The 13,796-nt window shown below is 67.2% G+C and carries 13 protein-coding genes; 3 read left to right on the top strand and 10 right to left on the bottom strand.

The features are described 5' to 3' along the window. Position 1 precedes the first annotated feature (1 nt). The 3 genes from KPB06_RS26930 to KPB06_RS26920 form a co-directional block, all read right to left on the bottom strand. On the bottom strand, positions 2 to 2,389 hold the full coding sequence (locus tag KPB06_RS26930) for an MCP four helix bundle domain-containing protein (RefSeq protein WP_275905901.1): 2,388 nt from the start codon (positions 2,387 to 2,389) through the stop codon (positions 2 to 4). Between the two features lie 399 nt (positions 2,390 to 2,788). Continuing rightward, positions 2,789 to 3,196, bottom strand: coding sequence for a type II toxin-antitoxin system VapC family toxin (locus KPB06_RS26925; RefSeq protein ID WP_275905902.1), 408 nt, complete (start codon positions 3,194 to 3,196; stop codon positions 2,789 to 2,791). Beyond that, a complete protein-coding gene (locus KPB06_RS26920) occupies positions 3,193 to 3,435 on the bottom strand; it encodes an antitoxin (RefSeq protein WP_089465529.1) in 243 nt (80 codons plus the stop codon). Before KPB06_RS26920 ends, KPB06_RS26925 begins: the two co-directional genes overlap by 4 nt. A gap of 259 nt (positions 3,436 to 3,694) precedes the next feature. On the opposite strand from KPB06_RS26920, the gene KPB06_RS26915 reads away from it, so the two are divergent. Beyond that, positions 3,695 to 4,378 carry an alpha/beta hydrolase gene (locus KPB06_RS26915; RefSeq protein WP_089465528.1) on the top strand — a complete coding sequence of 228 codons (684 nt, stop codon included), beginning with the start codon at positions 3,695 to 3,697 and terminating at the stop codon, positions 4,376 to 4,378. A 73-nt stretch (positions 4,379 to 4,451) separates the two neighbouring features. Here the strand turns inward: KPB06_RS26915 and KPB06_RS26910 are convergent, their stop codons facing one another. Both KPB06_RS26910 and KPB06_RS26905 read right to left on the bottom strand, forming a co-directional pair. Next, positions 4,452 to 5,957, bottom strand: a complete 1,506-nt coding sequence (locus KPB06_RS26910; protein ID WP_059582475.1) for an amino acid permease — start codon at positions 5,955 to 5,957, stop codon at positions 4,452 to 4,454. 77 nt (positions 5,958 to 6,034) lie between these two features. Then, a complete protein-coding gene (locus tag KPB06_RS26905; RefSeq protein WP_060311148.1) occupies positions 6,035 to 7,441 on the bottom strand; it encodes an aspartate ammonia-lyase in 1,407 nt (468 codons plus the stop codon). A gap of 142 nt (positions 7,442 to 7,583) precedes the next feature. Here KPB06_RS26905 and KPB06_RS26900 point away from each other — a divergent pair, with 142 nt between their 5' ends. Continuing rightward, complete coding sequence (locus KPB06_RS26900) at positions 7,584 to 8,558, top strand: LysR family transcriptional regulator (RefSeq protein ID WP_275905903.1); 975 nt, start codon at positions 7,584 to 7,586, stop codon at positions 8,556 to 8,558. A gap of 58 nt (positions 8,559 to 8,616) precedes the next feature. Here KPB06_RS26900 and KPB06_RS26895 read toward each other — a convergent pair whose 3' ends face one another. From KPB06_RS26895 to KPB06_RS26880, 4 genes are all read right to left on the bottom strand, one after another. Then, a complete protein-coding gene (locus tag KPB06_RS26895; RefSeq protein WP_099317304.1) occupies positions 8,617 to 9,681 on the bottom strand; it encodes an asparaginase in 1,065 nt (354 codons plus the stop codon). A 156-nt stretch (positions 9,682 to 9,837) separates the two neighbouring features. Continuing rightward, on the bottom strand, positions 9,838 to 10,860 hold the full coding sequence (locus tag KPB06_RS26890) for a DUF2891 domain-containing protein (RefSeq protein WP_059639264.1): 1,023 nt from the start codon (positions 10,858 to 10,860) through the stop codon (positions 9,838 to 9,840). A 19-nt stretch (positions 10,861 to 10,879) separates the two neighbouring features. Further along, positions 10,880 to 11,830, bottom strand: coding sequence for a DUF979 domain-containing protein (locus KPB06_RS26885; protein WP_099317303.1), 951 nt, complete (start codon positions 11,828 to 11,830; stop codon positions 10,880 to 10,882). Next, entirely contained in the window at positions 11,827 to 12,516 is a 690-nt protein-coding gene (locus KPB06_RS26880) for a DUF969 domain-containing protein (RefSeq protein WP_059582489.1), read from the bottom strand. The genes KPB06_RS26885 and KPB06_RS26880 overlap by 4 nt, the downstream gene beginning before the upstream one ends. A 274-nt stretch (positions 12,517 to 12,790) precedes the next feature. Between KPB06_RS26880 and KPB06_RS26875 the strand changes: the two genes are divergently transcribed. Next, positions 12,791 to 13,015: a hypothetical protein gene (locus KPB06_RS26875; RefSeq protein ID WP_050013757.1), complete on the top strand. Its 225-nt coding sequence runs from the start codon at positions 12,791 to 12,793 to the stop codon at positions 13,013 to 13,015. 43 nt (positions 13,016 to 13,058) lie between these two features. On the opposite strand, the gene KPB06_RS26870 is transcribed toward KPB06_RS26875, so the two are convergent. Further along, the gene (locus KPB06_RS26870) at positions 13,059 to 13,487 is read right to left on the bottom strand and encodes a hypothetical protein (protein WP_059582492.1); all 429 of its coding nucleotides are present in this window, start codon (positions 13,485 to 13,487) and stop codon (positions 13,059 to 13,061) included. Between the last annotated feature and the right edge of the window lie 309 nt (positions 13,488 to 13,796).

Below are 13,796 nucleotides of genomic sequence, written 5' to 3'. Positions count from 1 at the left end.
GTCACTCCGCCGCGCCGATATCCGCGAGGCGCGCCGGCTGCGCGTGCCCCGCGCCATGCGCGGCGCCGTCGGCCGCGAAGCGCGCCGGCAGCGACACGATCGTCTCGAACGCGCGATACGGCGCTCCGACGCGATCGTCGGTGAAGCGCAGCGCGATATCGCCGCCGTCGCGCTTCAGGAAATTGCGCACCGCGTCCATGCCGACGCCGCGCCCCGATACTTCGGTCACCGCTTGCGCGGTCGAGAAGCCCGGCCGGAAGATCAGCTCGGCGACGTCCTCGTCGGACATCGCCGCTTCGCTCGCGGCATCGATCCAGCCACGCTCGCGCGCGATGCCGCGAATCCGGTCGAGCGCGAGGCCGCGGCCGTCGTCGCCGAGCACGAACCACAGTTCGCCGCCGCCCACGCCGACCGCGATGTCGATCGTGCCGGACGCCGCCTTGCCGGCCGCGCGCCGCTCGTCGGACGATTCGATCCCGTGGTCGATCGCATTGCGCAGCAGGTGCATGAAGACGTTCTTCAGCGTCGCGACGATCTCGCTGCGCACGCGCTGGCCGTGGCTGTCGATATGCACGACGGGCGCCGGTTTGCCGAGCTCGGCCGCGAGCGACGGCAGCGACTCGATCACGCCGCCGAGCGCCTCGCCGATCCCTTGCGTGCCGAGCTGGCTCAGCATGCGGCGCACCGCATCGCGCGCCGCATGCCAGTCGGACGCGTTCGCCGGATCGGCGCCGTCGAGCACGCGCAGGCTCTCGCTGATGCGCGCGCGCTCGACCATCAGGAAATCGGCGCCATTCGGTGCCGGCTCACCGCCGCGGCCGAGCGTGACCGCGTTGATCGTCGCGTAGTGGTCGACGGCTTCGCGTACGCGCGCCAGATCCTCCATCAGCGCGTCGCGATTCCACTCGGGGCCGCTGTCCGCGCGGCGCAGCGATTCGTACGCCTGCTCCGCTTCGTGGACGATGTTCGTCAGGTGCTGAAGGCTGTACGTGCGCGCATTGCCCTTGATCGTGTGCATGTTGCGGAACAGCGCCGCGACGATCGAGTGATCGGCGCGCTCGTGCTGGCGGATCATCCGTTCGTTCTCGCTGAGGAAGCCCTTCGCGCTGTGCACGAAGTCGTGGAACTTGTCCTGGCTGATCGACAGAATCTCGCCGATCATCTCGAGGCGGCGCTGCTGCTCGCCGGTCTGCGCGGTCAGCGCGCGTATCTCGGTCACGTCGCGCACGCACAGCATCAGGCGCACCACCGTGTCGGTTTCGTCGGTGATCGCCGACCAGCTCAGGTCGAGCCACTTCTCGCGGCCGTCCGGCATTCGCTTCGCGACTTCGTTGACGAGCAGGTGCTCGTTGAACTCGAAGTTCATGCTGTCCTCGCCGAGGCACGCGTGCACGGCCGCGTCGACCTGCGAACGCGCGTCGGCGCCGATCGCCGAATCGTCGAACACGAGCGCCATCAGGTCGCGGCCGGCGATGTCGTTCGTCTCGAAGATGGTTTCGAGGTATGCCGAATATTCCGCGTGCACGACGCCGCCTTCGACGACGGTCAGGATGCCCTGCTGCATGTTCTGCAGCATCGCCTGGATATCGGCCGTCTTCTGCTTCAGTTGCGCGGCGTTCTCCTGGATCTTCTCGATCATCCCGTTGAACGCGACAATCGAATGGCCGATTTCGTCCATCCGGCCCACCGGCACGCGGCGTGTGAAATCCTGGCTCGTCGCGATCTCGCTCATCGCCGTCTGCATCCCGATCAGCGGGCGCGTGATCTGGCGATACAGCACGAAGCCGAGCGCGGTCAGCAGCACGATCACCGTGCCGGCGACGCCCGCGATCGCGGTGGCCGTGGTCGCGAGCATCCCGTTCAGCGCGCCGATCGCGTCGTCCTTCTGGCGGTTCTTCTCGACGCGCAGCGTGTCGACGATGCTTTCGAGTTCGTCGCGATACTGCGCGACGTTCGCGAACAGGTAGGCCTGCGCCATCTCGGCCTTGCCGTCCGTCTTCATCTTCACGGTGTCTTCGATCGCCGCGAAATAGTTGGCGGCGCTGTCCTTCGCCTGCGTGACGAGCCCTTCCTGCGCGCGGCCGACCGCCGATTTCGCCTGCGCGTCGAGCGCGGCGCGCAGCGCGGCCTGCTTCGCCTTCAGCTCGTCGCGCGCCTGGGCGGCGGTGTTCGCGTCGGGCGCGTAGACGAGCGTCATCGCCGCGATCTGGATATTCTTCACCTCGGCGACGAGATCGGCCGACGCGAGCGCGCTCGGCACGATGCCCTGGGTGATCTGACGCACCTCGGACGCGCTCTTGCGCGTCTGGTACACGGCATAGACGCCGATCGCGGACAGCGCGAAGAACGTCAGGACGACTAGCAGCGTAATGCGATGACGGATGGTCATGAGTACAGCTCCCCGCGGCGATCCGGGTGCGATCGCCCTTTTGTCTATTGAAAGAGTGTGAGCGCCGAATTATCGGGGATGGCGTATGACGGTCCGATGACCGAAAATCAATCGGTCATTGAGGAAAATGGAATGAATAATTGTGCGGGGAAAAGCCTAAAGTCTTTTGCGGATTTGCCGTTAACTTCGCGCCGCCTTACCGGCGTGGAAGCTGCGCCTGAGCAATCGTCGAAATAGCGGATATTTATTGTTTTATGCCGGCTCCGCAAAATCCGTTTTATTGAATGCCGGCAAAACGTTTGCCCATTATCGACGAGCCGGTTTGTTTTGGTATTTTTTATAATCGTTGCAGCGTTCGCCCGGCTGGTTCGTCAGTGTGTCCACCGCATGATCGACTGTTCAGCCTTCGTTCGGCTCGGCGAGCCAGTCTTCGAATTGCAGCCGCGGAACGCGCTCGAATTCGCGGACGTTGTGCGTGACGAGCACCAGGTGCCGCGCACGCGCCTGCCCTGCGATCAATGCATCGTAAGGGCCGATCGGCGTGCCGGCCGCGATCAGATGCGCACGAATTTCGCCCGCATGCTGCGCATCCTCGGTGTCGAACGGCACGACCTCGAACTGCAGCGCGTCGACACGCGCGGCGTTCGCCGCCGCGCGCTGGCTCTTGTCCGCGCCGTAGTAAAGCTCGTGCGCGACGATCGCCGGGATGCCGAAATCGGCCGGCTGCCACGCATGCAGACGGGCCAGCATCGCCGGCTCGCCCTTGAGAATGGCGATCACCGCGTTGGTATCGAGCAGGAACTTCATTCGAACACATCCAGGCCCGCTCGCTCCTGAGCGGACGGCTGCGTAGTCGCGGCAGCCTCGAAATCGGCGTCGACCGGGCCGATCAGCGGTGTCAGCCAGGCCCAGTCCTGCGGCATCGGCTCGAGAACGACGGACGCCCCGTGGCGGCGGATGCGGACCTCGGCCGTATCGAAGCGAAATTCCTTCGGCAGCCGGACGGCCTGCGAACCGCCATGCTTGAAGAGCTTTGCAGTATCCATGTTCCCGCCCTCACGTATCTACAGAATGTATCTATTTTATCAATTGAACGTGAGAATGACGAGTCGTCCGATCGGCCTGGCGTGAACGGATTGCCGGGGCCGCCGGCCCATGCCCGATCGCGTGACGTCGCGATCCGTTCCTGCAACGTACCGGGCCCCGATTCGTTCCGGTCACGAAACAATCAATCCCGCCCCGGCGATTCCCCTCCCGATCCGCCCGCTCTAGACTGTTGCATCGCTCCCCTTTCGGACCCACGCAATGACCGACGTCCTGCCGCTGACCACCGAGCCCGAATCCGGCCTTCAATACCGGCTGCGTCCGGCCACTGGCGGCCCGGCCGCCCGCCTGTTGCTGCTGCACGGCGTCGGCGGAAACGAGACCAACCTGTTGAACGTGGCCGACACGATCGATCCGCGCATCGAAATCGCGTTCCTGCGCGGCCCGCTCACGTTCGGGCCCAATCAGCATGCATGGTTTCCGGTGCGTTTCGGCCCGAACGGCCCTGAAATCGATCCGGCGCGTGCGGACGAGAGCCGCGTGCAACTGATCACGCTGCTGCATGCGCTCCGCGCGCGGGATGGCGCTGCCCCCGCGTTGCCGACCGTGATCGCCGGCTTCAGCCAGGGCGGCATCATGAGCGCGAGCGTCGGCCTCACGTCGCCGGGCGACGTGAGCGCGTTCGCCGTGCTGTGCGGGCGCATCCTGCCGGAAATCGATCCGTTGATCGCGCCGCGCGATGCATTGAGCACGCTGCACGCGCTGGTGATGCACGGCCGCTTCGACGACAAGTTGCCCGTCGCATGGGCCGACACGGCCGACGCGAAGCTGACGGCGCTCGGCGTCGCGCACGACACGCGGCTGTATGCGGCCGGCCACGAGCTGACCGCGGAGATGGCCGGCGATTTCAGCCGATGGGTCGGTGAGCGCGCCGGGTTGAACTGACTCGAACCAAACGGACCGGGGGCGCCAGCCCGCGAACGGACCGGCACCCCCGGCGCATGACGTCACGCGTTCGTCACGCGTTCCGCGCGGGATCCGCCACGCCACGCACGGATGCGGGCACCGCCGCCGCCCGCTCGCGCTCGGCGCCACGTTTCGCCAGCTTCCAGCCGATCACCAACGCGAGCACGACGACGGGAATCGTCGCGATGGTCCACGTGCCGCCCGGATAGTCGAACGCCATCAACACCAGCACGCCGACGAGAAACGCGAGCGTGAGCCACGACGTGAACGGCGCGCCGGGCATCCGGAACGACACGGCCTTCATCTCGCCGCGATCGACCGCGCGGCGGAACAGGATCTGGCACATCACGATGAAGCCCCACGTCGTGATGATCCCGAGCGACGCCATGTTCAGCACGATCTCGAACGCCTGGGCCGGCACGATGTAGTTCAGCGGCACGCCGATCGCATTGATCGCGACCGTGATCAGGATGCCGCCGTACGGCACGCCGCGGGCGTTCATCCGCGACACGAAGCGCGGCGCCGAGCCGCCCATCGCGAGCGAGCGCAGCACGCGGCCCGTCGAATAAAGGCCGGAATTCAGGCTCGACAGCGCGGCCGTCAGCACCACGACGTTCATCACGGTGCCGACGTAAGGCACGCCCAGCTTGCTGAAGAACGTGACGAACGGGCTTTCGTGCGCGCTGTACGCCGTCCACGGCAGCAGCAGCGTCAACAGCACGACCGAGCCGACATAGAACAGCGCGATGCGCCACATCACGCTGTTGATCGCCTTCGGCAGCACCTTGCGCGCGTCGGCGGTCTCGCCCGCCGCGACACCGACGAGCTCGATGCTCGCGTACGCGAACACGACGCCCTGCACGATCAGCACCGCCGGCAGGATCCCGTGCGGGAAGATCCCGCCGTGATCCGCGACGAGATGCAGCCCCGTCATCTGTCCCGCCACCGGATGGCCGCTCGCGAGAAACACGGCGCCGACCGCGAGAAACACCGCGAGCGTGCCCACCTTCACGAGCGAGAACCAGAACTCCATCTCACCGAACACCTTCACGCCGATCATGTTCATCACCGACACGATCCCGAGCGCGCCGAGCGCGAACACCCATTGCGGCACGTCGGTGAACACGGCCCAGTACTTCATGTAGATCGCGACCGCGGTGATGTCGACGATGCCGGTCGTCGCCCAGTTCAGGTAGTACATCCAGCCCGCGACGAACGATGCGCGCTCGCCCATGAACTCCCGTGCGTACGACACGAAGCTGCCGCTGGTCGGCCGGTGCATCACGAGCTCGCCGAGCGCGCGCATGATCAGGAACGCGAACACGCCGCACACGAGATACACGAGCGCGAGCGCCGGCCCCGCGCTTTGCAGGCGCCCGCCCGCGCCGAGAAAGAGGCCGGTGCCGATCGCACCGCCCATCGCGATCATCTGCACGTGCCGCGGCTTCAACTGCTTCGCATAGCCGGCTTCGTGCGACGCGAACATCGCATCGGGATCGGCATGCGCGGCATCCGCGCCGCCGGCCGGACCGGCCGGGCGCTCGGTGGGGTGTTTCATCGTGAGTCTCCGTTGTTTGTCGATGTGTTTCGCCCCGCTGCGGGGGCGCTTTCGGTTGGGCCGCGACCCGGCCGGCGTCAGAACACGCGCGGCCGGATCAGCGCTTCGGGCTGCAGTGCTTCGTCGAGTTGCGCCTCGGTCATCAGTTCGCGCGCCAGCACGACCTCGCGGATCGACTTGCCGGTCGCGTGCGCTTCGGCGGCCACGGCGGTCGCGCGCTTGTAGCCGATGTACGGATTCAGCGCGGTGGCGAGCGCGACCGAGCGCTCCATCGTTTCGCGCAGCCGCTCGGGGTTCGCGGTGATGCCGCTCACGCATCGCTGCGCGAGCGTCGTGCAGGCGGCCGTCAGATGGCTGAAGCTGCGGAACAGCGCGCTCGCGATCACCGGTTCGAACGCGTTGAGCTGAAGCTGGCCGGCCTCGGCCGCGAACGTGATGGTCACGTCGTTGCCGAACACCTCGAACGCGACCTGGTTGACGACCTCCGGGATCACCGGATTCACCTTGCCGGGCATGATCGACGAGCCGGCCTGCACGGGCGGCAGGTTGATCTCGCCGAAGCCCGCGCGCGGGCCGCTCGACAGCAGCCGCAGGTCGTTGCAGATCTTCGACAGCTTGACGGCGATCCGCTTGAGCACGCCCGACACCTGGACGAACGCGCCGCAATCCTGCGTCGCCTCGATCAGGTTCGGCGCGGTGCTCAGGTCGAGCCCGGTGATGCGGCGCAGCGCGGCCAGCGCCTTCTCCGCGTACTCCGGATGCGCGGTGATGCCCGTGCCGATCGCGGTCGCGCCGAGGTTGATCTCGCGAATCAGCCAGCCGGCCTCCTGCAGCCGCGCGATGTCTTCCGTCAGCATCACCGCGTAGGTCGAGAATTCCTGGCCGAGCGTCATCGGCACCGCGTCCTGCAACTGCGTACGGCCGAGCTTCAGCAAGCCGGCGAACGCGTCGGCGCGCTCCGCGAAGGCATCGCGCAGCCGCGCCATCGCCTCGAGCAGGTGCTCGACCGCGAAGCACGTCGCGATCCGGATCGCGGTCGGATAGACGTCGTTGGTGCTCTGCGCGAGATTGACGTGCTCGTTCGGATGCAGATATTCGTACTGCCCGCGTGCGTACCCCATGATTTCGAGCGCGCGATTGCAGATCACCTCGTTCGCGTTCATGTTGGTCGACGTGCCGGCGCCGCCCTGGATGACGTCGACGACGAACTGGTCGTGCAGCCGTCCTTCGCGGATCTCGACGCACGCCGCGGCGATCGCGTCGCGGTACGGCCGCGGCAGCAGACCGAGTTCGCAATTGGCGTCGGCCGCCGCTTCCTTCACGGCCGCGAGCGCCATCACGAGGTACGGCAGCGACGCGATGGTGCGTCCCGAAATGTCGAAATTCTCTTTCGCGCGCAGCGTATGGACGCCGTAGTACGCGGTAGCCGGAATGCTTCGTTTCCCTAAAAGATCCGCTTCGACGCGGAAGCCGCTTTCTGCCATCGTGCCCTCCTGAAATGTCTCGTGCCGCTCGCCGGCCGCCGCTTGCCGACGCGACGGGTTCGCATTCTATGCCTTTGCAAAAACAAGCTCGCTTCTGTATTATCGAAAGCGGTTTTGCGTGGGACGCAACAGCGAGAATCGAATGAAAAAAGGTGCGAGAGAAACCGGCATCGATCACCTCGGCGCGATGCGCGCGTTCGTGCGCGTGGTCGAAACGGGGAGTTTTTCGGCGGTGGCGAAGGAGATGCACGTGTCGACGTCCACCGTCGCGCGCAAGGTCACGGCGATCGAGGAGGCACTCGGCGTCGCGCTGCTGCACCGCTCGACGCACAGCGTGACGCTCACCGAAGCCGGCCATATCTACCTGGAACGCGCGGTCACGCTGATCGCCGATCTCGACGACACGCTGCGTGTCGTCGCCGAACTGAATGCGCAGCCGAGCGGCCCGCTGAAGCTCACCGCGCCCGTCGCGTTCGGCCGCCGTCATCTCGCGCCGCTGATCGCGCCGTTTCTGGCGCGCTATCCGACGATCCAGCTCGACGTGCGGCTGACCGACAACCACAACGACCTCGTGGCCGGCGGCTTCGATCTCGACATCCACGAAGGCGAGAACTACCTGGACAACCTGGTCGTCCACCGGCTGTCGCGCAACGACAGCATCCTGTGCGCGACGCCCAGCTACCTCGACCGCTGCGGGCGCCCGGCGACGCCGGACGACCTGAAGCACCACAACTGCCTGCGCTACGTGCACCCCGAAGGCGATCCGCGCTGGGAGCTCGTGAGCGGCGATGCGCGGCACAGCGTGCTGCCGGCCGGCAATCTCGTCACCGACCATTCGGAGCTGCTACTGGAAGCGACCTGCGCGGGGCTCGGTATCGCGGAATTCGAAATCTGGCTGGTGCGTGACCTGCTCGCGAGCGGCGAGCTCGAACCCGTGCTGCCGCGGCACCGGCTGCAGAACCGGCTGACCGGCGAATACATCTACATCGCGTATCTGGCGAACCGGCGCAGCTCGGCGAAGCTGCGCGTGCTGAAGGACTTTCTGGTGGAACACCTCGCGCAGATCGGCGAGCTGTCGGCGCGCGAACTCGCGAGGATTCGCGACGCCCGCGCGTAGCGCGCGCCGATGCGCATGCCCGGGTCACGGGCCGGCGGCATCGGCGCGGTAACCGCGCTCAGGCCGCCTGCAATTCGAACGGGAACGTCGCGTGCCCGAACTCGACGCCCTGCGTGTTGAGCATCGGCGGGCGGTGGAAGCCGGCCAGTTGCGCACGCTGCTCGGCCGTGCCGATCTGCAGCCGCTCGAGGATTTCGCTGACGACCATATACAGCACGTCGAGATTGCCGTCCTCGATCTTCACAGAGATGCCGAGCGCGCCATCGGCGCCGAGTTGCCGCGTGCGTTCCGACGCGCGCACGCCGATCCCGTAGCACGCATCCGCGCCGAGCTTGCCGACCACCTGCCCGCCGAACGCGTTCATCAGCACCGTGCAATAGCGTCCTTCGCCGGCGACCAGTTCCGGATGGGCGGTCATCGCGCGATGAATGCGCGCCAGTGCGCGGATCCGGTCCGTCACGTGGGCACCGCCAGCTTCCACCGCGTCCGCGCCGTCGGCCAGCGACGCGTACAGGCGCGCCAGCCGATCCAGCGAAAACGCCGGCGTCGGCAGGTTGCAGCCGTCGATACCCCAGACGACTTCGTCGTCGCGCAGGCCGCACGCATCGGCCACCACCTGCTTCACGCGCACCTGCATCGGATGGTCGGGCAGATGGTAATCGGCGATCGCCGCGCCGATCGCCTGCGCGCCGGCCAGCATCCCGACATGCTTGCCCGAACAGTTGCTGCATACGCCGGTCGGCGTGTAGTCGCGCTTGATCCATGAACGGTACACCGCGTCGGACAACGGCGGATGGCCGCCGCAGCGCAGATCCGCTTCGTGCGCGGCGACCTTCGCGAGCATCGCGCGCGTGCGTTCGATGTGACGGTCCTCGCTGCTGTGCGATGCACACATCAGCGCGATGTCCGCGTCGTCGAAGCCGAAGCGCTCCGGCGCGCCCGTCTCGATCACCGACAGCGCCTGGGCCGGCTTGGCCGCCGACCGCGCGAGCGTCATCCGGAACGGATCGCCGAACCGGGCCAGCAGCCGGCCGCGTGCATCGACGACCGCCACATGGGCGACGTGCGTGTTCTCGATCGCATTGCCGCGGTACGTGACGACCGCTGCGCGTGGGGTGTCCATCCTCTTTTGTCTCCTTGCTCGGGGGCCTGATGCCGGGGCCCGTCCAACCGGTACGGCAGTGTAGCGAGTCGTCGCCGCCGCGCGTCGGCCCTGACATGGAAAGCGGTGTTGCATGCGACGCAAAGGCAAGCGCGCCCCACGAACGCCTGGGGCGCGCTACGCGTCCAGCGCGAGCAACGCGAACGTCGCGAGCCAGTGCTCGCCCATGTAGTCGCCGGCCACATGCGCGAGCGCGCTCGCGAGATGCCGGTCGGCCGCGTCGAGCAGCTTCGCGCGCCGCGCATCGCCGTGCGGCAGCGCGCCGGCCAGCGACCGCTGGCACCACGCACGGCTCAGGTTCAGCCCGTCGAGGTGCGCGATCTTGCCGTCGCTGCGGTCGCTGACGGTCGCCGGCTCGAACAGCGTCGCCGGTTCGCCGCGCGCGAGATCGGGCAGGAAGCGTGCGAACCAGCCGTCGAATTCGGCGGCCGGCAGCACGCGCCGCATCAGTTCGGCTTCCATCAGCGCGGGCGACAGGAATTCGTCGCCCGACGGCTCCCACGCCTGGCACGCGACGTCGTTCAGGTGCCAGCGCTTCGCGGTATCGACGATCAGCGCGGCGAGCCCGTCGCGCTGCGTGTCGCGGGCGAAATCGAGCGCAAGCGCCAGCGCGAACGCGGTGTTGAAGTGCGTGCCGACACGCAGAGGATAGGTGGCCTTTGGCAGGAAAGTCTCGAAGCGCGACACGAACAGGTCGGCCAGCGGCGCCATCGTCTTCGCCCAGCGCGCGGCCTGGGGCAGCGCGCCCTTCAGCGCAAGCCGCTCGAGTTGCGCGGCGAGCGCGAGCAGCCATGCCCAGCCGTACGGCCGCTCGAAGCCCGCGTTGTGCGGCAGCGCGAGATACGCGCGTTCGCCGGCGACGTTCGCGTCGGTAAAGTGCGCGTCGACGATCGCGACGATGCGCTCGGCCTCCGGCAATGCCGGGTAGCGTTCGAGCACGCGCAGCACGAGCCAGTAGCCGTGCACGCACGAGTGCCAGTCGTAGCTGCCGTAGAAGATCGGGTGCAGCGCACGCGGGCCCTGCACGTCGTGCGGCCCTTCGAGCGCATGCGTGAGCTTGTTCGGATATTCGCGAGTCAGGTGCGCGAGCGCGAGCGACGCGAATTTCGACGCGAGTTCGGGGGTGAGTCGGTCGGTCATGAGGATCTCTTCCATCGAATCAGAAGCGGAATACGAACGCGTACATCAGCAGCGTGTTCACGGCCAGCAGCAGCACGGCCGTCGGCCACTGCGTCTTGATCACGCCGTTCTTGTCCTTCAGTTCGAGCAGCGCCGCGGGCACGATGTTGAAGTTCGCGGCCATCGGCGTCATCAGCGTACCGCAGAAGCCGCTCAGCATCCCGATCGCGCCCATGATCGCCGGATTGCCGTGGAATTGATGGACGATCAACGGCAGCCCGATGCCGGCCGTCATCACCGGAAACGCGGCGAAGCCGTTGCCCATGATCATCGTGAACAGCGCCATGCCGACCGTATAGGCCGCGACCACCGCGAACGGCGAATCGATCGGCACCCACTCCTTCACGAGCCCCGACACCACGCCGCCGACGCCCGCGACCGCGAACAGCGCGCCGAGCGCCGCGAGCATCTGCGGCAGGATCGCGGCCCAGCCGACCGCATCCATCGTGTGACGCGCTTCCTTCAGCGCATGCACGGGCGAATCGCGCAGCATCGCGAGCGCGACGACGAACGCGACGATCGTGCCGAGCACGAGCGAGATCAGCGTCACGCTCTTCGGCTCGACGAACGGCAGGAGTTTCAGCGCGAACGTGCCGATCAGCGTGACGACCGGAATCAGCAGCGCGGGCAGGAACAGCCGGTTGCCGAACCGCTGCGCGAGCGTCTCGCGCCGCACCGCCGCCGCACCGCCCGCCTCGTCGGACTGGCCGCGGCCAAGCTTGCCCGAACCGGCGATCACCGCGAGCGCGATCGCGAGGCAGCCCGTCACGAAATGCGGCAGCAGCGCGCCGAACAGGAACGTGACCGCATAAATGGCCCAGAACGCGAAATTGACGACGCGACGCGGGTTCGTGCGGTCCGTCAGGTTGAAGTACGCGAACGCGGCGAACATCAGCCCCGCGAGCGTGTACAGCGATTCGAGGCCGATCATCGCGCGCCCTCCTGCTTCACCAGGCCGAAGCCGCGCGCGAGCCGGCGATCGAGCAGCGCGAGGCGCGTGCAGTGAATCAGCAGCGCGGCGACGGCGGTCGGGATCGCCCACACCGACAGGTGCAGCGGCTCGATGGAGATGCCGTTCTGTTCGAGAAAGCCCTTGATCAGCAGGATCGACTGGATCGCGATGAAGATGTCCTCGCCGAAGAACACGGCGACGTTGTCGGCGCCCGACGCATGCGCGCGGATCTGCTGGCGCACCGACTCGGGCAGCTCGCCGTGCCGGCCGACCGCGGCGGCCTCGGCCATCGGCGCGATCAGCGGCCGCACCATCTGCGCATGGCCGCCGAGCGACGTGAGGCCGAGCGCAGCCGTCCCCTGGCGCAGCACGAAGTACAGCATCAGCACGCGGCCCGTGGTGGCCGCCTGCACCCGCGAGATCATCCGCTTCGCCTGCTCCTTGAGCCCGTTGCGCTCGAGCAGCGCGATCACCGGCAGCGTGAGCCAGATCAGCCCCATGTAGCGGTTCTCGGTGAACGCCTTGCCGAACGCGCTGACGATGTCGACGAGATTCAGCCCGCCCGCCAGCCCCGTCGCGAGCCCCGCGATCGTGACCACCAGCAGCGCATTGAAGCGCAGCGCGAAGCCGATCACGACGATCGGCACCCCAATCAGCACCAGCATTTCTCCTCCTCGTGTCTGGGGACGCGCGGCACGTCGGCCACGCGCGGCCGGCCCGGTTTGCATCGGGCTCGGACGGCGAAATCTAACACGAGACTTTATCGATAAAAAGTCGACAATTTGCAGGTTCGGGTAAACGTTGAAGCGGCACACCGTGCGCGCACCGTGTGTCGGCCGCCTTTCATCCGATGAATCGGGCGTGCCGGCCCGCCCGCGTGGCGCGGCCGCGGCACGCCGACTACACTGGAAAGCATCGGCAACGTACGGGAGAGCCGCCATGATTGACGTATTCCAGACCATCGGCAGCCGCGCGTTCTCCGCCCATCTGGCGAAGGACGGGATGGTGACGCTGATGGAGCAACGCCATGAAGTCGACCGCGTGACGCTCGCGACCGCCTATGCCGCGCTCGTCGAGGAAGCGGAGCAGGAAGACGACCTGCGCGATGCGACGGTCGAGGGAATGATGCGCGCGCTGATCCAGGGCTACGCGCGCAGCCATTGACGGCGCGGCGGCGCGGCCGCTGCCCGATGCGCGGTACGGCCCGCTACGCGGCCGGCGTGCCCGCGCCCACGCCGAACCACCGGCCCTCGCGCATTTGCCGGTAATCGGCCTGCGTGAAGATCCTCAGCAGGTTCGCCACCGCGCCGTTGCTCGCGCGATCGCGTTCCGTCATGAAGGCTTCGACCTCGTCGCGGCCGGCAAACAGGATCGTGCCGAAATGGCGCTCGCGCTCCGCGTCGGAGAGGTTCGTCGCGCGCAGCTGATACGGATGGTGAAGCGCGGCGAACAGGAAGTAGTAGCGCTCGGCATCGTCGCGCAGCACGCGCACCGCGTCGGGTTCGACCGGGAAATCGCGGTGGAACGACGCGTGCCCGCTCTCGATGTGGATTCGGTACAGCAAACGGCCGTCCTGCTCGATCACGATCGGCGCGTATGGAGCGCGGCTGACGAGTACGGTTTCGGGCGCGGTCATCCGGTTCCCTCCTTTCTTTTTGTCGATGCCGGCACGGTAACATGCGGACTTTCGCGGCCTGCCGGGACAGGATCGACTGGCCCGCTGGCACGCAATGCGGCATCGCCATAGAGGAAACGTACTGAAACGGCGCAATGCGCAAATTTTTCGATTGCCGCCGCCCGCGCCGCATGACAGCATTCGGGCGTCGCCAACCGAAAAGAATGCCGCGCCGTCCGGCCGCCGATGCCGTTCGGCCGCGCCGAACAGGCTGCCCCCTCCATGAACCCGGCCCAGCTCCAACACCACGAACCGACCGGAGAATTCCGC

Origin of the sequence: Burkholderia semiarida (assembly GCF_029268935.1) — a bacterium.
GTDB classification, from domain to species: Bacteria; Pseudomonadota; Gammaproteobacteria; order Burkholderiales; family Burkholderiaceae; genus Burkholderia; species Burkholderia semiarida.
Note: the sequence above shows the minus strand (reverse complement) of the source record. Positions and strands in the feature narration are given on the sequence as shown.

What these genes read in the sequence shown, in the direction of transcription:
- KPB06_RS26900 (WP_275905903.1), top strand. Translation starts at nt 7,584, where the DNA reads ATGAAAAAAGGTGCGAGAGAAACCGGCATCGATCACCTCGGCGCGATG.
- KPB06_RS26870 (WP_059582492.1), bottom strand. Translation starts at nt 13,487, where the DNA reads ATGACCGCGCCCGAAACCGTACTCGTCAGCCGCGCTCCATACGCGCCG.
- KPB06_RS26895 (WP_099317304.1), bottom strand. Translation starts at nt 9,681, where the DNA reads ATGGACACCCCACGCGCAGCGGTCGTCACGTACCGCGGCAATGCGATC.
- KPB06_RS26925 (WP_275905902.1), bottom strand. Translation starts at nt 3,196, where the DNA reads ATGAAGTTCCTGCTCGATACCAACGCGGTGATCGCCATTCTCAAGGGC.
- KPB06_RS26920 (WP_089465529.1), bottom strand. Translation starts at nt 3,435, where the DNA reads ATGGATACTGCAAAGCTCTTCAAGCATGGCGGTTCGCAGGCCGTCCGG.
- KPB06_RS26875 (WP_050013757.1), top strand. Translation starts at nt 12,791, where the DNA reads ATGATTGACGTATTCCAGACCATCGGCAGCCGCGCGTTCTCCGCCCAT.
- KPB06_RS26880 (WP_059582489.1), bottom strand. Translation starts at nt 12,516, where the DNA reads ATGCTGGTGCTGATTGGGGTGCCGATCGTCGTGATCGGCTTCGCGCTG.
- KPB06_RS26910 (WP_059582475.1), bottom strand. Translation starts at nt 5,957, where the DNA reads ATGAAACACCCCACCGAGCGCCCGGCCGGTCCGGCCGGCGGCGCGGAT.
- KPB06_RS26890 (WP_059639264.1), bottom strand. Translation starts at nt 10,860, where the DNA reads ATGACCGACCGACTCACCCCCGAACTCGCGTCGAAATTCGCGTCGCTC.
- KPB06_RS26930 (WP_275905901.1), bottom strand. Translation starts at nt 2,389, where the DNA reads ATGACCATCCGTCATCGCATTACGCTGCTAGTCGTCCTGACGTTCTTC.
- KPB06_RS26915 (WP_089465528.1), top strand. Translation starts at nt 3,695, where the DNA reads ATGACCGACGTCCTGCCGCTGACCACCGAGCCCGAATCCGGCCTTCAA.
- KPB06_RS26885 (WP_099317303.1), bottom strand. Translation starts at nt 11,830, where the DNA reads ATGATCGGCCTCGAATCGCTGTACACGCTCGCGGGGCTGATGTTCGCC.
- KPB06_RS26905 (WP_060311148.1), bottom strand. Translation starts at nt 7,441, where the DNA reads ATGGCAGAAAGCGGCTTCCGCGTCGAAGCGGATCTTTTAGGGAAACGA.